At 72.2% G+C, this 20,023-nt stretch carries 20 protein-coding genes; 16 read left to right on the top strand and 4 right to left on the bottom strand.

The window, feature by feature from the left end:
- The first annotated feature begins 11 nt into the window (after nucleotides 1-11).
- The 10 genes from AC5L36_RS27015 (at nucleotide 12) to AC5L36_RS27060 (ending at nucleotide 9,463) form a co-directional block, all read left to right on the top strand.
- Complete coding sequence (locus AC5L36_RS27015) at nucleotides 12-485, top strand: (2Fe-2S)-binding protein (protein ID WP_441223076.1); 474 nt, start codon at nucleotides 12-14, stop codon at nucleotides 483-485.
- A complete protein-coding gene (locus AC5L36_RS27020; protein WP_441223077.1) occupies nucleotides 482-1,861 on the top strand; it encodes a xanthine dehydrogenase family protein molybdopterin-binding subunit in 1,380 nt (459 codons plus the stop codon). Before AC5L36_RS27015 ends, AC5L36_RS27020 begins: the two co-directional genes overlap by 4 nt.
- A gap of 3 nt (nucleotides 1,862-1,864) precedes the next feature.
- Nucleotides 1,865-2,875 carry a xanthine dehydrogenase family protein molybdopterin-binding subunit gene (locus AC5L36_RS27025; protein ID WP_441223078.1) on the top strand — a complete coding sequence of 337 codons (1,011 nt, stop codon included), beginning with the start codon at nucleotides 1,865-1,867 and terminating at the stop codon, nucleotides 2,873-2,875.
- 14 nt (nucleotides 2,876-2,889) lie between these two features.
- Complete coding sequence (locus tag AC5L36_RS27030; RefSeq protein ID WP_441223079.1) at nucleotides 2,890-3,192, top strand: EthD family reductase; 303 nt, start codon at nucleotides 2,890-2,892, stop codon at nucleotides 3,190-3,192.
- Complete coding sequence (locus tag AC5L36_RS27035) at nucleotides 3,192-4,052, top strand: AAA family ATPase (protein ID WP_441223080.1); 861 nt, start codon at nucleotides 3,192-3,194, stop codon at nucleotides 4,050-4,052. The genes AC5L36_RS27030 and AC5L36_RS27035 overlap by 1 nt, the downstream gene beginning before the upstream one ends.
- Entirely contained in the window at nucleotides 3,946-5,193 is a 1,248-nt protein-coding gene (locus AC5L36_RS27040; protein ID WP_494909072.1) for a vWA domain-containing protein, read from the top strand. Before AC5L36_RS27035 ends, AC5L36_RS27040 begins: the two co-directional genes overlap by 107 nt.
- The gene (locus AC5L36_RS27045; protein WP_441223082.1) at nucleotides 5,186-6,085 is read left to right on the top strand and encodes an amidohydrolase family protein; all 900 of its coding nucleotides are present in this window, start codon (nucleotides 5,186-5,188) and stop codon (nucleotides 6,083-6,085) included. The genes AC5L36_RS27040 and AC5L36_RS27045 overlap by 8 nt, the downstream gene beginning before the upstream one ends.
- A gap of 23 nt (nucleotides 6,086-6,108) precedes the next feature.
- Nucleotides 6,109-6,597: a GNAT family N-acetyltransferase gene (locus AC5L36_RS27050; protein ID WP_441223083.1), complete on the top strand. Its 489-nt coding sequence runs from the start codon at nucleotides 6,109-6,111 to the stop codon at nucleotides 6,595-6,597.
- A gap of 307 nt (nucleotides 6,598-6,904) precedes the next feature.
- Nucleotides 6,905-7,840 (top strand): cyclase family protein, encoded by a 936-nt coding sequence (locus AC5L36_RS27055; RefSeq protein ID WP_441223084.1) that lies wholly within the window; start codon nucleotides 6,905-6,907, stop codon nucleotides 7,838-7,840.
- Nucleotides 7,841-7,909: 69 nt separating this feature from the next.
- Nucleotides 7,910-9,463 (top strand): alpha/beta fold hydrolase, encoded by a 1,554-nt coding sequence (locus AC5L36_RS27060; RefSeq protein WP_441223085.1) that lies wholly within the window; start codon nucleotides 7,910-7,912, stop codon nucleotides 9,461-9,463.
- A 133-nt stretch (nucleotides 9,464-9,596) separates the two neighbouring features.
- On the opposite strand, the gene AC5L36_RS27065 is transcribed toward AC5L36_RS27060, so the two are convergent.
- The 3 genes from AC5L36_RS27065 to AC5L36_RS27075 all read right to left on the bottom strand — a co-directional run bounded on the left by AC5L36_RS27065 (nucleotide 9,597) and on the right by AC5L36_RS27075 (nucleotide 13,040).
- Nucleotides 9,597-11,618, bottom strand: coding sequence for an FAD-dependent oxidoreductase (locus AC5L36_RS27065; protein ID WP_441223086.1), 2,022 nt, complete (start codon nucleotides 11,616-11,618; stop codon nucleotides 9,597-9,599).
- Nucleotides 11,619-11,710: 92 nt separating this feature from the next.
- The gene (locus AC5L36_RS27070; RefSeq protein ID WP_441223087.1) at nucleotides 11,711-12,520 is read right to left on the bottom strand and encodes a hypothetical protein; all 810 of its coding nucleotides are present in this window, start codon (nucleotides 12,518-12,520) and stop codon (nucleotides 11,711-11,713) included.
- Complete coding sequence (locus AC5L36_RS27075; protein WP_441223088.1) at nucleotides 12,513-13,040, bottom strand: SigE family RNA polymerase sigma factor; 528 nt, start codon at nucleotides 13,038-13,040, stop codon at nucleotides 12,513-12,515. Before AC5L36_RS27075 ends, AC5L36_RS27070 begins: the two co-directional genes overlap by 8 nt.
- A gap of 148 nt (nucleotides 13,041-13,188) precedes the next feature.
- Between AC5L36_RS27075 and AC5L36_RS27080 the strand changes: the two genes are divergently transcribed.
- Nucleotides 13,189-14,562, top strand: coding sequence for an extracellular catalytic domain type 1 short-chain-length polyhydroxyalkanoate depolymerase (locus tag AC5L36_RS27080; RefSeq protein ID WP_441223147.1), 1,374 nt, complete (start codon nucleotides 13,189-13,191; stop codon nucleotides 14,560-14,562).
- Here the strand turns inward: AC5L36_RS27080 and AC5L36_RS27085 are convergent.
- On the bottom strand, nucleotides 14,559-15,416 hold the full coding sequence (locus tag AC5L36_RS27085; RefSeq protein WP_441223089.1) for a PaaX family transcriptional regulator: 858 nt from the start codon (nucleotides 15,414-15,416) through the stop codon (nucleotides 14,559-14,561). The genes AC5L36_RS27080 and AC5L36_RS27085 overlap by 4 nt on opposite strands.
- Nucleotides 15,417-15,568: 152 nt before the next feature.
- Between AC5L36_RS27085 and AC5L36_RS27090 the strand changes: the two genes are divergently transcribed.
- Genes AC5L36_RS27090 through AC5L36_RS27110 form a run of 5 tightly spaced genes read left to right on the top strand, consistent with a single transcriptional unit; the run spans nucleotide 15,569 to nucleotide 20,017 of the window.
- Nucleotides 15,569-16,756 (top strand): ABC transporter substrate-binding protein, encoded by a 1,188-nt coding sequence (locus tag AC5L36_RS27090; RefSeq protein ID WP_441223090.1) that lies wholly within the window; start codon nucleotides 15,569-15,571, stop codon nucleotides 16,754-16,756.
- 6 nt (nucleotides 16,757-16,762) lie between these two features.
- A complete protein-coding gene (locus tag AC5L36_RS27095) occupies nucleotides 16,763-17,533 on the top strand; it encodes an ABC transporter ATP-binding protein (RefSeq protein WP_441223091.1) in 771 nt (256 codons plus the stop codon).
- Nucleotides 17,530-18,210, top strand: a complete 681-nt coding sequence (locus AC5L36_RS27100) for an ABC transporter ATP-binding protein (RefSeq protein ID WP_441223092.1) — start codon at nucleotides 17,530-17,532, stop codon at nucleotides 18,208-18,210. The genes AC5L36_RS27095 and AC5L36_RS27100 overlap by 4 nt, the downstream gene beginning before the upstream one ends.
- Nucleotides 18,207-19,064, top strand: coding sequence for a branched-chain amino acid ABC transporter permease (locus AC5L36_RS27105; RefSeq protein WP_441223093.1), 858 nt, complete (start codon nucleotides 18,207-18,209; stop codon nucleotides 19,062-19,064). The genes AC5L36_RS27100 and AC5L36_RS27105 overlap by 4 nt, the downstream gene beginning before the upstream one ends.
- The gene (locus AC5L36_RS27110) at nucleotides 19,061-20,017 is read left to right on the top strand and encodes a branched-chain amino acid ABC transporter permease (RefSeq protein ID WP_441223094.1); all 957 of its coding nucleotides are present in this window, start codon (nucleotides 19,061-19,063) and stop codon (nucleotides 20,015-20,017) included. Before AC5L36_RS27105 ends, AC5L36_RS27110 begins: the two co-directional genes overlap by 4 nt.
- Nucleotides 20,018-20,023: the final 6 nt, after the last annotated feature.

Raw genomic sequence — 20,023 nt, forward strand, 5'->3', positions numbered from 1 at the left:
AGGTCGACGGCATGGCGTCATCGGTGGTCAATCTCCGCGTCAACGAACGGTCGCGGGAGTTCCTCGCGTCACCGGGTACCTCGCTGCTGTCCAGCCTCCGCGACACGCTGGGCCTGACGGCCGCCAAGCGCGGCTGCGCACAGGGCGGCTGCGGCACCTGCACCGTGCTGCTCGACGGCCGGCCGGTGATGGCCTGCCTCGTCGCGGTGGAGACCGTCGACGGCGCCTCGGTGCACACGCTCGAAGGCGTGGCCCGCGACGGCGAGCTCGACGAGGTGCAGAGCGCCTTCCTGGAGGGGTTCGCCACCCAGTGCGGCTTCTGCACCCCAGGTATGATCATGGCGGCCGAGGCGCTGCTCGACCGCAACCCCGACCCGACGCGTGCCGACGTGGTGGAGGCGATCAGCGGCAACGTGTGCCGCTGCACGGGATACGGCCCGATCGTCGACGCGATCCTCGACGCGGCGGCGCGGCGGCGGTCATGAAGACCAATCCCATCGACCGCGCGTACTTCCCGGACGAGCCGGCCGGAGACTTCACGGTGATCGGCTCGGTGGTGCAGCGGTCGGACGCGCTCGGCCACGTCACCGGCCGCACCGCGTTCTTCGAGGACCTCACGCCGCCGGACCTGCTGCACCTGAAGACGCACCGCTCGGCGCGGCACCACGCCCGGCTGACCACAGTGGACGTGTCCGCGGCGCTCGCGGTGCCGGGCGTGGTACGGGTGCTGACCCACGCCGACATCCCCAACAACGTCTTCACCCCGCTCAAGCTGATCGGCGTACAGCCTGACGACGAGCCGGTGCTGGCGGAGGGGAAGGTGCGCTACCTCGGCGAGCCGATCTGCGCGGTCGTCGCCGAGACCGAGGCCGCCGCGCACGAGGGCGCCGCCCGGGTGCGGGTCGAGTACGAGGACCTGCCGGCCGTCTTCGACGTGGAGGAGGCACTCGCCGAAGGCGCGCCGATCGTCAACGAGTACCACGGCAACAACTACTTCACGTACGAGGGGCACCACTGCCGGCGGATCCGGTTCGGCGACGTCGAGGAGGCGTTCGCGGCGGCCGACCACGTCTTCGAGTGGCGCTACCAGTCGGCGCCGATCGAGCACGCGCCCACCGAGACCACGGGCTGCGTCGTGGTGCCGCAGCCCGACGGCCGGCTGCGCATCCACTCCGACACGCAGGCCTGCTTCTTCACGCTCGACAACACCGCGCTGATCCTCGGCACCCCGTTCAACAAGCTGCGCATCGTCGGCGGCACGGTCGGCGGCGGCTTCGGCGGCAAGGTGGACATCGCGGTCGAGCCGGTCGCCTGCGTCGCCGCGATGCTGACCGGGCGGCCGGTCAAGTACGTGTACAGCCGGTACGAGGAGATGCAGGTCTCCTCGCCCCGGGCGGCCGAGCGCATCTACATCAAGGACGCGGTGCTGGCCGACGGCCGCATCACCGGCCGGAAGGTCACGCTGTACGTCGACGCCGGCGCCTACTCCCGGCACAGCCCGTACGGCACCACGAAGGCGGCGGCACACATGCCGGGGCCGTACAGCATCCCGAACGTGTGGGTCGACTGCCACTGCGTCTACACCAACCGCACCCCGTCCAGCGCGATGCGCGGCTTCGGCGTCACGATCGGCGACTTCGCGCTGGAGTCGCAGATGGACCGCATCGCCCGCGCGCTCTCGATGGACCCGTTGCGGCTGCGGCTCATCAACGCCTACCGCGACGGCGACATGAAGGCACACCGCAAGGTCGCCGAGGGCACCGCGCTGGTCGAGGTCATCCAGAAGGCCGCGGAGATGGTGGGGCACGAGCTTCCCGACGAGTACCGCCGGATGTCCTCTCTGGACCGGAAGGGGCGTTGACGCATGGCCAGGCTGCGCGGGCGCGGATACGCCTCGGTCAACTACCCCACCGGCATGAACCTCGGCGGCGACCCGTCGCAGGCGCTCGTCCACGCCACCACCACGGGCACGTTCGTGGTGTCACTGTCCTCCGTGGACCTCGGGCAGGGCCTGAAGACGGTGGTCGCGCAGTGTGCCGCGGAGACGCTCGGCCTGCCGATCGAAAACGTCCTCGTCGACACCGCGGACACCGACACCGGGCCGCACTGCATGGGCACGTTCGCCAGCCGCGGCACCCACCGGGTCGGCAACGCGGTCATCATGGCCGCCGCCGAGGCACGTGAGGTGATGCTGGCGGTCGCCGCGGAGGAGCTGGAGGTCGACGCCGGCGACCTGGAGACCGACGGCACCGGCTACATCCAGGTCCGGGGCGCCGAGGAGAAGCGGATCCACATCACCGACCTGGCGCTGGCCGCGCACTTCACCCACGGGCGCACCATCTCGGGCCGGGGCATCTTCCTCAAGGAGAAGAACGACCCGGTGCCGGAGACCGGCGAGATGGACCCCGACTCGTGCCAGGCACACGCCTGCACGGTGGCGGTGGTCGAAGTCGACGACGAGACAGGTGTCGTCGAGGTGCTGGAGATGCACAACGTCTACGAGATCGGGCGGGCGCTCAACCCTGCGCTGGTGGCCCAGCAGGTCGAGGGCGGCGCGTGGATGGGCATGTCGCACGCGCTCTTCGAGGCGACCGAGCCCTACTACCCCGCCCGCGACCACGGGCCCGGCGACTTCAACGAGTACCTGATGCCCGGTGCGGCGGACATCCCCGCGTACCACAACGCGATCCTCGAACGGCCGGCGAGCAATGGGCCGTTCGGCGCCAAGGGGATCGGCGAGATGACCGCGAACGCGCCGATCCCGGCGATCGCCAACGCCATCTTCGACGCCTGCGGCGTGCGGCTGGACACCATGCCCTTCACGCCGGAACGGGTACTGCGCGGGCTCGACGAGCTGCGCGGCGGAAACTACTAACAGGAGGATTCGCAATGCTCAAGGTCGTCTCGCTACTCAAGCGCGCGGATGGCTTGTCCAAAGAGGAGTTCGCGAAGTGGGTCGTCGAGGATCACCTTGAGTTCGCGAAGAAGCTGCCCGGCCTGCGCCGCTACACGGTGAACGTGGCGGTGCCCGAGGACGCCCCCTACGACGCGGTCAACGAGCTGTACTTCGACGACGAGGAGGCGCGGGTGGCCGCGTTCGCCTCGGAGCACGGCAAGGCCGCGGCGGCCGACGCGGGCGCGCACACGTCCAGCCGGGTACACGTGCTGACGACGCCGCACGAGCTGTTCTGATGGTCCTCGGCGAAGAGCGGCTCGCGGCGGCGCTGGCGCGGGAGGGCTACTTCGCCGACGAGGGCCTCCGCACGGCCATACACCTGGCTCTGCTCCTCGGGCGGCCGCTGCTGCTCGAGGGCGAGCCGGGCGTGGGCAAGACCGAGGTCGCCGCGGTGCTGTCCCGCGTGCTCGGCCGCGAGCTGATCCGCCTACAGTGCTTCGAGGGGCTCGACTCCGGTCAGGCCCTCTACGAGTGGGACTATCCCAAGCAGCTGCTGCGGGTGCGCACCGCCGAGTCGCGCGGGCAGGAGATCGGCGACCTGTACGCCGAGGAGTTCCTGCTCCAGCGCCCGCTGCTGCGCGCGGTACGCTCCGCGCGCGGCGCGGTGCTGCTCGTCGACGAGATCGACCGGGCCGACAGCGAGTTCGAGGCGTTTCTGCTGGAGTTCCTGAGCGACTTCCAGATCACGATCCCGGAGCTGGCCACGCTGCGCGCCACGCACGTCCCGGTCGTCGTGCTCACCTCCAACCGCACCCGCGAGCTGCATGACGCGCTGCGCCGCCGCTGCCTGTACCACTGGATCGACTTTCCGGACGCGGAGCGCGAGCGGGCGATCCTGCACGCGCACGTGCCGGGCCTGACCGAGGAGGCCGCGACCGCGCTCGTCGAGGCGGTGCGGCGGATCCGGGCGCTGCCGCTGCTGAAGCGGCCGGGCATCGCCGAGTCGGTCGACTGGGCACGCGGCGCCGCCGCCCTCGCCGGCGGCGCCGGTGGCTGGCCGCGCGCGCTGCGGCGGGCGCTGGGCCTGCTCATCAAGGACGAGGAGGACACCCGCGTCCTGGAACGCCACGCGGAGGAGGTGTTCGACCATCGGTGACGACCCTCGCCGGCTCGCGGCGGACCACCTGTGGGGCTTCCTCGACGCGCTGCGCCGCGCGGGCGTGGGCGCCGCACCGGCGAAGCAGGCGGACTTCCTGCGCGCGATCGCCGAGGCCACACCACGCGACGTCGAGGCCCTCTACTGGTACGCCCGGGTCACGCTGCTCACCGACATCACCGGCCTGGCCGCGTTCGACGCCGTCTTCGACGCCTGGTTCGTGCGGGGCGCCGCGGAGGCGGCGGTCGTCCCGCCACCGGACGATGTGGACGGTGCGGTCGTGGGGTCGTCGGGCGCCCTGTCCACCGCGGAGGCGCGGCCCGGCGGCGGGACGGAGGCGAGCGCGGTCTCCACCACCGGCGGCCGCACCTTCGGCCCTTCGGACGCCCGCCAGCGCGACATGATGCGCCTGCTGCGCGACGCCTGGCCGGCCAACCTCCCGGTGATCCCCTCGCGGCGCCGGCGGCCGGCCCGCACGGGACGCACGCTGGACATGCGGCGCGTCTGGCGGCAGGCCCGGCGCGACGGCGGCGAGCTCGCCCAGCTGCGCTGGACCACCCGGCCGCCGCGGACCCGCCGGCTGCTAATCCTGCTCGACGTGTCCGGCTCGCTCAAGCAGCACACACCCGACCTGCTGCGGCTCGCGTACACCGCGCCGGCACGCACCGAGGTCTTCACGTTCGGCACCCGCCTCACCCGCGTCACGAGCGCGCTCGCCCGCGCCGGCGTGGACCCGGCGCTGGCGGCCGTCTCCCGCGCGGTCACCGACGCCGACGGCGGCACCGCGATCGGCGAGGCGCTGGGCCGGTTTCTGGCCAACCCGCGCTTCCTCGCCCTCGCCCGCGGCGCCCTGGTCGTCGTCATCTCCGACGGCCTGGAACGCGGCGACCCGACCGCCATGGTCCGCGCCACCGGACGCCTCTCCCGCCTCGGACACCGGCTGGTGTGGTGGTCGCCGCTCGCCTGCTCCCCCACCTACCGCCCGGTGACCCGGGGCATGGCCGGCGTGCTGCGCCACCTCGACCACCTCGGCGGCGTACGCGACCTCGCGACCGGACTGTCCGAAGTGGAACGCATCCCCGCCGTCACCGCCGGTCCACGCCGCGCCGCCTATCTCTCCTGGGAGTCCCCGCATGACTGACCTCGTGGACGCGCACCACCACATCTGGCGGCGACGGGACCTGCCGTGGCTGAGCGGCGAGATGGTGCCGCGCATCTTCGGGCCGTACGAGCCGATCCGGCGCGACTACCTGGCGCCCGAGTACATCGCCGAGGCCACCGCGTGCGGCATCACGTCCTCCGTGTACATCCAGACGAACTGGCCCCTCGAACGGTCGGTGGACGAGATCCGGTGGCTCCGGGAGGTACACGCGGAAAGCGGATGGCCCATGGCCGTGGTCGGCTCCGCGGACCTGTTCGCCGAGGGTGCCGCCGATGTCATGCGCCGCCAGGCGGCCGTCACGCCACTCGTCCGCGGCGTGCGGCTCCAGCTGCACTGGCACGAACGCCCGGAGTTCCGCTTCGCGTCCGCGCCGGACCGGATGAACGACCCCACCTTCCGCCGCAACATCGCCGCCCTCGCCGACCTCGGCTGGCTCTTCGAGCTACAGGTCTTCGCCGGCCAGATGGACGACGCGGCCGCTTTCGTGGCGGCCTTCCCGGAGACCACCTTCGTCCTGGTACACGCCGGCATGCTGGACGGCCGCGCACCGTCCACCGTGGACGAGTGGATCCGCGGCCTGCGCCGGCTGGCCGAGCAGCCCAACGTGGTGGTCAAGCTGACCGGACAGGGCACCTTCGTACACCGGGTGGACCAGCCGCTGATCGACCTTGTGACGGCGACCTGCCTGGAGCTGTTCGGCTCCGCGCGGTGCATGTGGGGCAGCAACTTCCCGGTCGAGAAGATCTGGACCGAGCTGCCCCCGCTCGTCTCGGCCTGGAAGCGCGCCCTGCGACCGTACACATCGGACGCCCAGGAGGACGTCTTCAGCCGCACCGCACGGCGGGTCTACGGCCTGGGCACGGCCAGCTGATAGGTTGTCACAGGATGTGGCCGGTGAAGGGGACGACGGTGGGAGACGTGGCGCTGCGCCCGATTGTCGATGCCGACATGGACGCGCTCTTCGCGCAGATGCGCGACCCCGAGTCGGTCCACATGGCCGCGTTCACGGCGCGGGATCCGGCCGACCGCGCGGCGTTCGACGCCCACATGGCCCGGCTGCGCGCGTCCCCCGACGTGACCCAGCGGGCGATCACCAGCGACGGGCGGCTGGTCGGCAGCATCGGCAGCTGGGTCATGGAAGGCGACACCGAGGTCACGTACTGGATCGACCGCGCCTTCTGGGGTCAGGGCGTGGCCAGCCGGGCGCTGGCACTGTTCCTCGAGGGCATCGAGACGCGTCCGGTGTACGCCCGCGCGGCGAGCGACAACGCGGGGTCGCTCCGCGTCCTCCAGAAGGCCGGCTTCACCGTCATCGGCACCGAGACCGCCTACGCACCCGCCCGCCGCGCCGAAATCGAGGAAACCATCCTCCGCCTCGGGTAGCCAGCGCCCGATGGAGAGGCTTGGGGTTGGCCGGCCGACCGGCGGATCGCCGGCCCGCCTTCTCACTGGTTGGGGATGTGGCTCAGCATGTGGGCGGCGTGGTGATCGTTAGCCCGGAACCCGTGTGACACGCGGGCACGAACGCGGGTTTTGGGCTAACGATCATGAGCGTCGCGGTAGCTCAAATCTCCGTCCTAACAGGAATGGGCAGGCCGAGGCACCTCGACAGGAGGGCGGGATACTCTGCTGCGGTGTTTCGAACCGCGTGACCGGAGGAGTCGATGCTCGGATGACGGCAGGACGGCCGATGCCTACACAGGATGACGTGCTCGGATATTTCGACACGCTGTCGAACTGGGGACGGTGGGGGGACGACGACCAGCGCGGGACTCTCAACCACATCACCGACGGCGTCCGGGTGGCGGCGGCGCGGGCTGTGCGTCACGGCCGTAGTGTGTCGTGCGCTTGGGAGGTTGCCGTGCCGGCGGAGATGGAGCGGTCGACGACTTCGTGCCCGTGCGCCGCCGACATGCCGGGTGGCGAAAACATGCCGCCCGCTTTCCACGCCGACCGGCGCTGGGGCTTTTCGTCCGAGCGGCTCGGCATCATGTTCCACGGCAACACCATCACCCACCTCGACTCGCCGTGCCACATCTACTGGGACGGCACGATGTACAACGGGCGGCCGCACTCGTTGGTCGACGCCGCGACCGGATCGGGGTGGGCGGCGGTCACGGCGGCGGCGGATGGGATCGTCACGCGTGGTGTCCTGCTGGACATCGCGCGGGTCCGTGACGTGCCGTGGTTGGAGCCGGGTGAGGCCGTGTTCCCCGACGACCTGGAGGAGGCCGAGCGGCGCCAGGGTGTGCGGGTGCGGGCCGGCGACGCGGTGCTGCTGCGCACCGGCTACGGCCGCGCCCGGCACGAAAGCGGTCCGGCCGGCGGTGTCGTCCAGGCCGGCTGGCACGCGTCCTGCCTGCCGTGGCTACATGACCGGCAGGTGGCGCTGATCGGCGCCGACACCCCACAGGACGTTCAGCCGTCGGGGTACGACGACGTCTTGATGCCGGTGCACGCCGTGAGCCTGGTCGCGATGGGTTTGTGGCTGCTGGACAACTGCGACCTGGAGGTGTGCGCGGAGACGGCCGCCGAGTTGGGCCAGTGGGACTTCCACCTCGCGGTGGCGCCGGTCCGCTTCGCGGGTACGTCCGGCAGCCCGGTCAACCCGATCGCCACGTTCTGACCCGGGGGTGGGGTTGCGGCTTCACGCAGTGAAAGCGGACTGAAAGCGACGTGCGCCATCCTCGATGGAATGGATATCCCTCGCATCGCATCCGCGTGTCTCGCGGCGACGGCCGCGCTGGTGCTGCTCGGACCGGCCGTGGCGAACGCGGCCGGCGGCGCTACCGGGGCCGATCCGCCGCCGGGTGGCCTGCCGGGTCTGCCGGTCCCCGCGCTGGCCTGGACCGACTGCGGCGACGGCGTGTACCAGTGCACGCCCGCGGAGGTGCCGCTGGACTACCGCCAGCCGTCGGGGAAGAAGGTCACGCTCCAGCTGCGGCGGTGGCCGGCCGCCAACCCGGCGACGCGGATCGGCACGCTGTTCATCCACGCGGGTGGGCCGGGCAGTTCCGGGTGGGGCTGGGTGTCGTCGTTCGCGTCGTCGTCGCCGCAGGAGATCCGCGACCGGTTCGACATCGTGGGGTACGACCCGCGGGGTGTGCAGCGCAGCCAGGCGGTGAGCTGCCTGGACACCGCGTCCTACAAGGCGCAGTGGGCGCAGGTGTCCACGCGCGTGCTGCCGGGGTCGTTCGACACGGCCGTCAAGCTCGCGGCCGAGTGGGATGCCGCGTGCCAGAAGTACTCCGGTGACCTGCTGCCCTTCCTCGGGTCGGAAAACCAGGCGCGCGACCTCGACCTGCTGCGCGCGGCCGTCGGCGACCCGAAGTTGACGCTGCACGCCGAGTCGTATGCGACCTACGTCGGCACGGTTTACGCCAACCTCTTCCCGACCCGCGTCCGGGCGATGAACCTGGACGCCGGCTACGACCCGTACAAGTACCGCGACGACCCCTACGCCTACGACTACGGGCAGTACATCGCGACCGAGCGGGCGATGTACCGGTTCCTCGACTGGTGTGCGAACAAGTGGCCGGACTGCGCGTTCGGCTCGGCCGGCTCCACACCGGCCAGCCTGGCGCTGAAGATCCGGGCCATCCTCGACGACCTGGACGCCAACCCGATCCTCGACGCCAACGGCGCGGTCGCCGTCAACGGCGCCACGATGCTGTCGGATCTCACGTTCCGGCTGAACGGCGGCACCCGCCGCTGGGTGGCGCTCGGCGCGGACCTGAAGGCGGCGGAGTCGCGGACCGGGCCGCTGATGTACGTGATCGGCGACTCCGACACGACCTTCAACGCGGCGAACGTCTCCGTGGAGTGCGCGGACCGCGTGTACCCGAGAGATCTGAACGAGCTGCGGGCGCGGCTGGCCAAGGCCGCGAACGACGCGCCGCTCACCGCGCCCGGCATGGCGTACGGCCCGCCGGCCTACGACCAGACGCACGCCCCGGCCTGCGTGCAGTGGCCCGCCAAGCGGCACAGCCGTTACGGCGGCTCGTTCGAGGCGAAGGGCTCGGCGCCGATCCTGGTCTTCGGCAACACCGGCGACCCGGACACGCCCTACGCCGACGCGGTGGCGCTCGCCGGCATCCTGGAGAACGGCCACCTGGTGACCTGGGTGGGCGAGGGGCACACCGCGCGCCGCAAGAGCGCCTGCACCGAGGCGCACATGTACGAGAACCTGTTGCGGCTGGTCATCCCGCCGGCCGGGACGACGTGCACGGACCCGCCGATCCCGTTGTAGGCGGCGGCAAGGACGACCCCGGCCCGCCTCACCCGTACCGCACGGTGTCGAGGCGGGTCGCGGTGTGCCCGCGCGGTCAGCAGCGGCCCGCCGCCGTCGCCGGGCCGTCGCGCTCGAGCTGGGCGAGCTCTTCCTACGGCGTGGTGAGCACCCACCGCGCGGCGTCGGCGATGACGTAACCGTCGGTGGCCTCGGTGCGGATGAGCAGGCTGCCCGCGGTGCCCGCGGCGAAGGTGTACGACCCCATCGAGACCCACTGGCCGCCGTCGACCCGCTGGTCGACCACCCGGTTGGCGATCCCGCCGCCGTGGACGATGTCGACCGGCACGTTGCTCGCGCGGTTGGGGTCGGCCGTCCACCGTAGATAGACCTGGTACGTGCCGGCCGACGGCAGGGACGGCCGGAAGCGCAGGCGGTTGACACCCTTGGCGGTGTTGCCGTCGTGCTCGTAGTCCGACCCGTAGTAGCCGCCGATCGACGTGCTCGTCACCCACGTGCCGGCCCGGGTCACGCCCACGTCCTTGCTGTCCACGACGAACTCGCCCGGCCCGGGTGGCGGCGGCCACTGGAGCAACTGCCCGTCGGCGAGGAGGCGGGCGCGCAACGTGGGGTACGGCACGCGCTGCACCGCCGAGCCGGCCGCCAACGCCAGCACCGCCGCGGTCGCCGCCGACTGCCCGAGGATCATGAAGACCGGCTCCATGCGGATCGAGCCGTACGCGATGTGGCTCGCCGACAGGCACACCGGCACGAGCAGGTTGGCGCACTGCGCCTCGGCCGGCACGATCGAGCGGTAGCTGATCCCGTAGGGCGCGGGGACGCCCACCTGCACGTCGCCCTCGTTCTTCACCTGGCCCGAGACCACCACACGCTGGCAGTTGTGCGAGTCCATGGTGTAGCTCGCGAGCCCCACCGGGTCGGCGGCGACGGCCTGCCCCCGGCAGTCGCGCTCGGTCATCACGTACACCGAGAGCATGCGGCGGGCCTCGCGGACGTACAGCTGCGGCGGCCACCCACCGGTCGAGGTGAACTCGTCCGGCGCCAATCCCCAGGACGCCGTCGAGGCGCGGATGGCGGCGGGCACGCGCGGGTCGTTGGCCAGAAACCACATCAACCCTTGCTGGTACGTCGTGTGGTCCGCCGCGATGCTGTCCCGTACCGCGTAGGAGGCCGTGGGATAGGCGTAGTTGGCGCCGATGAAGTCGGTCGAGAACGCGCCGTTGTTGTTGGAGTCGGTCTTGCCGCCGCCGACGCCGTGCGTGGTGAAGAACGGCCCGGTCGCACCCGCCCGGATGTGGCGCGCCAGCAGCTCGTACCGGACCGGGTCGTAGCCGGCCGGGCGCGGGAACGGGATGCGACCGGCCGCCTGCGTCAGGCACATCCGGTAGTTGTAGGCCTGTACCAGGTCGTCGCCCGATCCAGCCGGCGCGAGCGGCGCCGCGGAGATGCCCGGGAGCAGGCCGCTGGCCGGGTCGCCCTCGACCACGTACGGCGAGACGGGAAGCGTGAACTGGTGCCCGCCACGCAACTGGACACCGTTGATGGTCTCGCCGTACGTGGCGTTGCCCTCCCGCCCCACCGTCCAGGCGACGCCGGCCCGGTGCATGAGGTCGCCCTCGTACGACGCGTCCACCCACATCGCGCCGCGGAACGCCTGCCCGTTCTCGGCGGCGACCTCGACGACGCGGTTGCCGGACTTCGACACGGAGGCCAGCCGCATCCCGAGGTAGACCGGCACACCCGCCTCGGCGAGCAGGTCGTCGAAGACCGCGCGGGCCACGTGCGGCTCGAAGGTCATCCGGACCGGCGAGGTCGGCGTGACGGCGGTGCCGTTGTACTTCGCGTAGATCCGCCGGTAGAACTCGCCGGCGATGCCCTTGATGGACGCCGCGACGCCGCTGTCGGTCTGGCCGAGGCCGCCGGTGCTCAGCCCGCCGATGTGGTGGGACGCCTCCAGCACGACGGCGGTGCGACCCATCCGCCGGGCCTGGACGGCCGCGACGAGCCCACCCGAGGTGGCGCCGTAGATGACCAGGTCGGCGGTGACGAGCGGAGCGGCCAGAGCGGCCGGCGCGAAGCCGGTCACACCCGCGGTGGTGACGACGAGGGCACCACCGACACGCAGCACGGTGCGGCGGGACACGGAAGACGGCATGCGACTCTCCTCGCGCAGCGGGAATGGACCCGGGAGCGCGCCGCCGCCACCCATCGATGATGTTAATCGGGGTCGGGCCGCCGGCGCACCCGCTAGTTCGCCGGGCCGATGACCTTTCCGGCCGCGTCGTAGATGGTCACGAGCGGGTGTTTGACGCCGCGCGGGTTGACCGGCTGGTCGGCCGGGACGCCGGTGATCCAGTAGACGACCAGCTGCGGGTAGGCGCTCCACCGCCGGAGCTCGACGGTCAGCGGTCGGCCGTCGTACGTCGCGGTGATCCGGTCGGCCGGCCCGACGAACGTGTCGATGATGGTGGTGGTGCTGCCCGGCCCGCTGAAGTCCGGCCCGTCGAACTCGGCGGTGACGCCCTCGAAGTCGTCGGCGGTGGGAGGCAGGGAGAAGGCGAACGAGCAGTGCAGGTCCGCGAACCTGCCGGTGGCCGAGTCACCGAGGCCGATCGCGAACCCCGCGGTGTCGGTGTCGGCCTTGTCGTTCTCGACGAACCGCACCACGACCTCCTCGCCCTTGGAGTTCATGGCCCCGGTCCAGATGGTGTCCCCGATCGGTCGGGCGGCCTTCGCGTCGTCGGGGCAGTGCTCCCGGTACGGCTCCAGCCTCCCGGGCGGGCCGGTCATCGGCGACGTGGTCCACCAGTACCCGGGCGGCGGTGACACGCTCGGCGGCGCGCCGCCCACCATGACGCCGCCATCGCCGGCGCCGATGCCCCAGACCGCGACCGGCACCGCCACGGCGGCGAGTGCCACGCTGGCCGTGGCCGCCACGACCGGGCGGCGGCGGGCGCGCCGCCGGCCGGCCTGGAGGATCTCCTCGGCGCCGGTTCGCGGCACCAGGTCCGCGGTCTCGCTCGTCATCGCCTGCCGCAGGTCCGTGATGTCACGCACGGGGACTCAGCTCCTCTTCGGACGGTTCGGTCAGTTCCGGCGACAGCCGCAGCTTGGCCAGCGCGCGGGCGGTGGTGCTCTTCACGGTGCCCACGCCGACGCCGAGCTCCACGGCCGTGTCCTGCTCGCTGAGGTCGGCGAAGTAGCGCAGCACGAGCACCGCCCGTTCCCGGCGGGTGAGCGCCCGCAGCGCCCGGCTGAGCTGGTCGCGGTGGGCGACCGCCGCGGCCGGGTCGTCCGCGGTGGGACGGTCCGGCAGGGTCGGCACGGATCTCTCGCGCCAGGTCCGCGGCGCGCGCCACCAGTCGGTGTGCAGGTTGACCACCACCCTGCGCACGTACCGGTAGGCGTCCTCCCGGCGGATCCGGCGCCACGCCGTGTACGACCGGGTCAGCGCGGCCTGGTAGAGGTCTTCGGCGGCGGCCGTCTGGCCGGTCAGCAGGTAGGCGACCCGGTAGAGCTGGGGACCGCACTCGCCGACGAACCGGACGAAGCTGTCGTCGTGCTCCGGATCCCGCATCGCTCCACCTTCGCTCGGCCGCCCTCACTTTCCTGTACGAGACGGCCCGGCGTGAGGTTGTCAGCGCTCGGCCGGTCGGTCTGGCGGCGGCGACATGTTGGGCACTCTCTTGACGGCCGTCGAGATTGTGACTAACTTTGTCGAAATGATGATTGTCGATGCCTGGCGGCACCGCCGTGTGCGGACCGCCCTTGCTGGCCTGGCCGCCGCGGCGCTCGTCGCGGGCGGCGCGATCGCGCTCCCTTCCCCGGCCGCGGCGGCGTCCCTGGTCGAGGTGACGAGCTTCGGCGACAACCCGGGCGGGATGCGCATGCACGTCTACGTGCCGGACTCCCGCCCGGCCAACCCGCCGGTCGTCGTGGCGATGCACGGCTGCGGCGGCTCCGGTCCGGGCTTCTACTCCGGCAGCGAGTTCGCCTCGCTCGCCGACCGCTACGGGTTCGTGGTCATCTACCCGTCCGCCATGCAGCAGGCCGGCTTCGGCAACTGCTTCGACACCTGGTCGGCCGCCTCGAAGCGGCGCGGTGGCGGCAGCGACCCGGTGTCGATCGCCTCGATGGTGGGCTACGTCCAGCGGACGTACGGCGGCGACCCCAACCGGGTGTACGCGACAGGCAGCTCGTCGGGCGGCATGATGACCCAGCACATGCTGGCCGTGTACCCGGACCTGTTCAAGGCCGGCGCGTCCTTCATGGGCGTGCCCTTCAACTGCTTCGCCAACGCGGCCGACTACCCGCCCGGCGCCAGCCAGTGCACCAACGGCCGGATGGACCGCACGCCGCAGCAGTGGGGCGACGCGGTCCGCCAGGCCTACCCCGGCTACACCGGGCCCCGTCCGCCGATCCAGCTGTGGCACGGCACCAACGACACGCTCGTGCCGTTCCAGCTGCTCCAGGAGTCGGTCGACCAGTGGACCAACGTCCACGGCCTGAGCCTCACGCCGACCGCCACGGACACCCCGCAGCCCAGCTGGAACCGGCGGCGGTGGGTCGCCGGCGGCACCGCGCTGGTCGAGGCGATCAGTGTGAACGGGGCCGGTCACAGCCTGCCGTCCACCGGCATGGCGCTGGCGGCGATCCAGTTCTTCGGCATCACCGGCGGCAACCCGACCAGCCCGCCGCCGACGACGGGGCCGCCCACGACGCCGCCGACCACTCCCCCGACGAGTGCTCCGCCGACCAGCGTTCCCCCGACGACCGGTCCGCCGGTGGGTGCGTGCCGCGCCGGGTACACGGCCAACAGCTGGGGCAACGGGTTCACCGCCGGCGTCACGGTCACCAACACGTCGGCCAGCGCGGTCAACGGCTGGACCGTCCAATGGAGCTGGCCGGGCAACCAGCAGGTGACGAACGCGTGGAACGCCACGGTGACCCAGTCGGGCACGCAGGTGACGGCCCGCAACATGTCGTACAACGCCACGATCGCCCCGGGTGCCAGCGTTACGTTCGGCTTCCAGGGCACCTACAGCGGCACCAACCAGGCGCCCGCGCGCTTCACGCTCAACGGCACCGCGTGCGCCTAGCGCGGGCCGGCGTCTTTGTCGGGCCGGGTGTCTAGCAGAGTGGCGGCTAGCGCCCGGGCCGGCGGGTTGAGCGCCAGGTCGAGGTCGCGAAACACCTTCTGGGCGCGGACGGCGGGCCAGTCCGGCGGCAGGTGCCGCACCGGCAGGCGCGGGTCGCGGCGGATCGCCCGCAGCCACTCGGCCACCAGCGACAGCCGGGCGGCGATCGGATCGGCCGGCACCCGCCCGCCGTCGCCCCAGCGGGCGAGGAACTCCTCGTAGCGGGCGGCGAGCCCGTCCAGGTCGTACGCGTCGCGGACCATCCGGTCGACGTCGGTGAGCTCGTCGGCCCGGGACCGGAAGACCCGTACCTGCGCCTCCGCGCCGAGGCCGCCGACGATGCCGCCCACGTCGACGTGTCCGGGCGCGATCCAGAGCCCGCCCTGTAACGGGCCGAAGCCGGCCCAGGCCAGCTGCGACCGCAGGCCGTGCCGCTCGCGGTGCCAGGCGTCCGGCAGGGAGAAGCAGAGCAGCGTCCAGGTGCCGTCCCACCGGTCGTTGACCGCGCCCATCTCCCAGATGCGGTGCTGCCCGTCGTGGAGCAGCTCGACCGATCGCGGGGTCAGCCCGAAGTACATGCGGCGGCCGTCGCGCTGCCGGCGCAGCAGGCCCCGGTTGACCATCCGGGTGAGGGTGGAGCGGGTAGCGTGCTCGGAGACGCCGAGCCGGCCGAGCGCGTCGATGAGGCTGCCGGAGAAGACGCAGACGTCGCGGTCGAGCACGAAGTCGCCGAAGAGCATCAACAGCAGCGTCTGCGGGCGTGGTCCGGTCTGGTCCGCGCCGGGCTCCGCGGCGGTGGTCGTGCTGCTCGACACGGGGCGGCCTCCTCGCGGTGAGCGTAACGATCGGGATCATGTTAGGCACAATCTTGACGGTCGCCGCAAGCGCGCCTAACTTCAATGGCTAGGCGCAGGCCGGCACGGTGTTGTCACCGGCCCGCGCGCACTCGTAGTACTGGGAGGTACTCGTGCGCAGATACGTGCCTTTTCTCGCCACACTCACCCTCGCGATGCCCCTCGCCGCCTGCGGCGATGACGCCGGCTCCGCCGGCGGTGACGGCCCGATCCGGGTCGGCCAGATCGTCTCCCTCACCGGCAACTACTCCGCGCTCGGCACGGAAAACAAGAAGTCCGTCGAGCTGGCCGTCGAGCGGATCAACAGCGCCGGCGGCGTGCTGGGCCGCAAAATCGAGCTGGCCGTCCTCGACGACAAGAGCCAGCCGGACCAGTCCGTGCTCGCCTTCAACGACCTCAAGGGGCGCTCCGACGCCATCATCGGCTCGCCGTTCTCCAACTCGGCGCTGGCGACCATCCCGCTCGTCGACCGGGAGGAGATCCCCTACCTGTCGCTCACGCCCGCCGACGAACAGGTCAACCCGGTCCATCCCTACGTCTTCGTGGTCCCCGCGACGTCGGCCACCTACGCCGAACGGATGCTCCAGTACTACAAGGCGACCGGCGTCAGCAAGGTCGCCGTCGCCTACGACACCCGCAGCTCGTACGCGGTCGCCGGCTTCAAGGGCATGCGGGACAAGGCCGCGCAGTACGGCGTGAACCTCGTCGCCACCGAGGAGTTCCAGACCACGGCGACCGAGTTCGGCGCGGTCTTCGCGCACGTGCGCACGTCGGGCGCGCAGGGCCTGGCCGTGTGGGCCACCGGCCCGCCCGCGGTAGCCTTCACCAAGGGATACGCCAACTCCGGCGTCGACATCCCGCTGATGCTGACCGGTGCCCAGGCGAGCAAGCTGTTCCTCGAACCGGCCGGCGCCGCGGCCGAGGGGGTGACCCTGTCCAGCTCGATCGGGGTCGTCGGCACGCACCTGCCCGCCGGCAAGCAGCGCGAGGCGATCGAGGAGCTGACCACGGCCTTCAACGGCAAGTACGGCTATCCGCCGCCGCAGTTCGCCCAGGACGGGTACAGCGCGGTCAAGCTGCTGGTCGCGGCGATCGGTGCGGCCGGCTCGACCGACCGGGCCAAGGTCCGCGACGCGCTCGAAGGGCTGCGGCTGCTCACCCCGAACGGCACCTACGCCTACTCGGCCACTGACCACAGTGGACTCAAGCCGGAGTTCATCTCGATCAACACGGTCACCGGCGGCGCGTTCGTGCCGACCGACTGGGCCAAGTCCCAGCTGGCCACGTTGACCGGCAGCTGACTCCCGATGGCCGCGCTCCTGACCGTGCACCAGCTCAGCCGCTCCTTCGGCGGCGTGTACGCCGTCCGCGACGTCGACATCGAGGTCGCGCCCGGCCAGCTGCGCGGCCTCATCGGCCCCAACGGCGCCGGCAAGTCCACTGTGTTCAACCTCGTCGGCGGGCAGCTGCGCCCGCACGCCGGCACCGTCACGTTCGACGGCGCGCGGATCGACCGGCTGGCCCCGCACCGCCGCGCCGCCCTCGGCGTCGGCGTGGTCTTCCAGGGCGCCCGCGTCTTCCACGGCATGACCGCGCTGGAGAACGTGATGGTCGGCGCGCACGCCACGACGCGTTCCGGTCTCGTCGCGGCGGCGCTGCGGGCACCGGCCCACCGCCGCGAGGAGGCCGAGATCCGCGGCCGGGCGCGGGAGTGCCTGGAGCGGGTCGGGCTGTCCGGTTGGGCCGACCGGCCGGCCGAGACCCTCCCTTTAGGACAGCAGCGCGCGCTCCAGCTCGCGCGGGCGCTGTGCGGCCGCCCCCGGCTGCTCCTGCTCGACGAGCCCGCCTCCGGCCTGCGCGCCGCGGAGCGCCGGGCCCTCGCCGACCTGCTGGAGGCGCTGCGCGCGGACGGGCTCGCGATGATCCTCGTCGAGCACGACATGGCTTTCGTGACCCGGCTCGCCGACCGGGTCACCGTGCTGCACCTCGGCCGGGTGCTCGCCGAGGGCACGGCCGCGCAGATCCGCGCCGACGGCGCGGTCGTCTCCGCGTACCTGGGCGAGGAGGCCCGGGCATGACCGTGCTCCGGGTCGACGACCTCGTGGTCCGCTACGGCGCGGCGACCGCGCTCGACGGCGTCAGCCTGGCCGTCGAGGAGGCGGAGATGGTCGCGCTGATCGGGCCCAACGGCGCCGGCAAGTCCACATTGGTCAACACGCTCTCCGGACTGGTCCGGCCGGCTTCCGGCACCGTACACATCGGAGGCAGGCTGGCCCACGTGCCGGAGGGGCGGGAGATGTTCCCCGACCTGACCGTCGACGACAACCTGCGGCTGGGCGGCTGGCGCAACGGCCGCCGCGGGCGGGACACCGGCCACGTGTACGAAGTGTTGCCGGAGCTGGCCCCGCTACGCCGCCAGCGCGCCGGCCGGCTCTCCGGCGGCCAGCAGCAGATGGTCGCCGTGGGCCGGGCGCTCATGGCCCGCCCCGACGTCCTCGCGGTGGACGAGCTGTCGCTGGGGCTGGCGCCGATGGTCGTCACCGGGCTGGTCCAGCACCTGCGCACGCTCAACCGCGAGCGCGGGCTGGCCGTGCTGCTCATCGAGCAGAACGCCCGGATGGCCCTGGACCTCTGCTCCCGCGGCTACGTGCTGGAGGCCGGGCGGGTGGTCGCCGAAGGGGCCGCCGGCAAGCTCGCGGCGGACAGCCGGGTCGCCGCCGCGTACCTGGGCGGACCGGTGGAGGCAACGCGGTGAGCCAGCTGCTGGAGTACCTGCTGACCGGCGCCGGCATCGGCGCGGGCTTCGCGCTCGTCGGCAGCGGCCTGGTGGTCATCTACCGGGTCACGCACGTGGTCAACTTCGCGCAGGGCGCCTTCGCCGTCATCGCCGCCATGTTCACCTCGACGCTGCTCGCCACCGGCCTGCCGCACGGTGTGGCGGAGCTGGTGGCCGTCGCCACGGCGGCCGTCACCGGCGTCCTCGTCGGGATCGTGGCCATCGGCAAGCCCGGCACCAGCCCGCGCGCGGCGCTCATCGTGACGCTGGGGCTGGGTGTCTTCGCGTACGCCGTCGAGGTGTTGGTCTGGGGCGACCAGCCGCGGTCCTTCCCCGGTGTCGGCGGGTCGGTGTCCGTCGCCGGCGCCCGCGTACCGGCGCAGTACCTGCTCGTGATCGGCGTGACGCTGCCGGTCTTCGCGCTGCTGGCGGTCTTCTTCGCCCGCACCGACCTGGGCAAGGCCCTGTCCGCGTGCGCGTCCAACCGGTACGCCGCCCGGGTCGTCGGGATCGACGTGACAAGGATGGGGCTGCTGTCGTTCGGCCTGGGCGGCGCGCTGGGCGGCCTCGCCGGCGTGCTCGTCACGCCGGTGCAGCAGGTCACGTTCGACAGCGACGTCACGCTCATCGTCAACGGCTTCGCCGCCGCCGTCCTCGGTGGACTGACCCGCCCGTCGGTGACGCTGGCCGGCGGGCTGCTGCTGGGCGTGGCACAGACCGTCATCGCCGGCTACGGCGGTGGCGCGTACCAGCTGGAACTGGCTCTGGGCCTGATGCTCGCGGTCATGGTGGTGCGCGCGGCCCGGACACCGACGGAGGCGATGCCGGAATGAGACGCCACCTCCTTGTCGCGGCGGCGGTCGCGGTGGTCCTGGCCCTGCCGCCGCTGCTGTCCAGCAGCCACCTCGCCGTCTTCACGCTGCTCGGCCTCGCCGCCACCGTGACCGTCGGGCTCTCGCTCCTCATGGGGTACGCGGGGCAGGTCTCGCTCGGCCAGGCGTCGTTCTACGCCATCGGCGCGTACACGGCGGGCCTGCTGTCCACGCACGGCGTGCCCACCCTCGCCGGCCTCGCGGCCGCGCCGGTCGTCGCCGCGCTCTTCGCCACCGCCGTCGGCGTGTCACTGCTGCGGCTGCGCGGGCACCACCTCGCGTTCGCGACGCTGGCGATGCAGCTGATCCTGCTCTCCCTGCTGGCCCGCGGCGAGTGGGCCGGCGGCGCGATCGGCCTACAGGGCATCCCGCGGCTCTCCGTCGGCGGCTACGAGCTCGCCGGCGACCTCGGCTACGCGTACCTTGCCTGGGCCGTGCTCGGCCTGACCGTGCTCGTCACCGCGAACGTGATGGCCTCCCGGCCGGGGCGCGGGCTGCGGGCACTGGCCACCAGCGAGGTCGCCGCCGCGGCGAGCGGCGTGCCGGTGGGCCGCTACCGCCTCGCGGTCTTCGCGCTCTCCGCCGCGTTCGCCGGGCTGGCCGGCGGCGTCTACGCGTTCTACCTCGGCTACCTGGCGCCCGGCTCGTTCCCGATCCTGCTGTCCATCGAGTACGTGGTGATGGCCGTCGTCGGCGGGCTCGGCACGGTCTGGGGCGCGGTCGCCGGCGCCACTGCGGTCATCCTGCTGGTGCAGTTGCTCACCACCATCGGCACCCAGCCAGGCATGCCCAGCTACGCGCCGAGCGTGCTCTCCTACGCGGTGTACGCGGTGGTGCTCGTGCTGGTGGCGCTCTTCCTCCCGCGCGGGATCGTGCCTTCCGTGCGGACCCGCCTGACATCGAGTCGTCGTTGAAAGGAG

The sequence above is a fragment of the Phytohabitans sp. LZ39 genome (genome assembly GCF_059359075.1).

What these genes read in the sequence shown, in the direction of transcription:
- AC5L36_RS27045 (WP_441223082.1), top strand. Translation starts at nt 5,186, where the DNA reads ATGACTGACCTCGTGGACGCGCACCACCACATCTGGCGGCGACGGGAC.
- AC5L36_RS27060 (WP_441223085.1), top strand. Translation starts at nt 7,910, where the DNA reads ATGGATATCCCTCGCATCGCATCCGCGTGTCTCGCGGCGACGGCCGCG.
- AC5L36_RS27025 (WP_441223078.1), top strand. Translation starts at nt 1,865, where the DNA reads ATGGCCAGGCTGCGCGGGCGCGGATACGCCTCGGTCAACTACCCCACC.
- AC5L36_RS27100 (WP_441223092.1), top strand. Translation starts at nt 17,530, where the DNA reads ATGACCGTGCTCCGGGTCGACGACCTCGTGGTCCGCTACGGCGCGGCG.
- AC5L36_RS27020 (WP_441223077.1), top strand. Translation starts at nt 482, where the DNA reads ATGAAGACCAATCCCATCGACCGCGCGTACTTCCCGGACGAGCCGGCC.
- AC5L36_RS27065 (WP_441223086.1), bottom strand. Translation starts at nt 11,618, where the DNA reads ATGCCGTCTTCCGTGTCCCGCCGCACCGTGCTGCGTGTCGGTGGTGCC.
- AC5L36_RS27030 (WP_441223079.1), top strand. Translation starts at nt 2,890, where the DNA reads ATGCTCAAGGTCGTCTCGCTACTCAAGCGCGCGGATGGCTTGTCCAAA.
- AC5L36_RS27110 (WP_441223094.1), top strand. Translation starts at nt 19,061, where the DNA reads ATGAGACGCCACCTCCTTGTCGCGGCGGCGGTCGCGGTGGTCCTGGCC.
- AC5L36_RS27080 (WP_441223147.1), top strand. Translation starts at nt 13,189, where the DNA reads ATGATTGTCGATGCCTGGCGGCACCGCCGTGTGCGGACCGCCCTTGCT.
- AC5L36_RS27095 (WP_441223091.1), top strand. Translation starts at nt 16,763, where the DNA reads ATGGCCGCGCTCCTGACCGTGCACCAGCTCAGCCGCTCCTTCGGCGGC.
- AC5L36_RS27015 (WP_441223076.1), top strand. Translation starts at nt 12, where the DNA reads ATGGCGTCATCGGTGGTCAATCTCCGCGTCAACGAACGGTCGCGGGAG.
- AC5L36_RS27075 (WP_441223088.1), bottom strand. Translation starts at nt 13,040, where the DNA reads ATGCGGGATCCGGAGCACGACGACAGCTTCGTCCGGTTCGTCGGCGAG.
- AC5L36_RS27055 (WP_441223084.1), top strand. Translation starts at nt 6,905, where the DNA reads ATGCCTACACAGGATGACGTGCTCGGATATTTCGACACGCTGTCGAAC.
- AC5L36_RS27035 (WP_441223080.1), top strand. Translation starts at nt 3,192, where the DNA reads ATGGTCCTCGGCGAAGAGCGGCTCGCGGCGGCGCTGGCGCGGGAGGGC.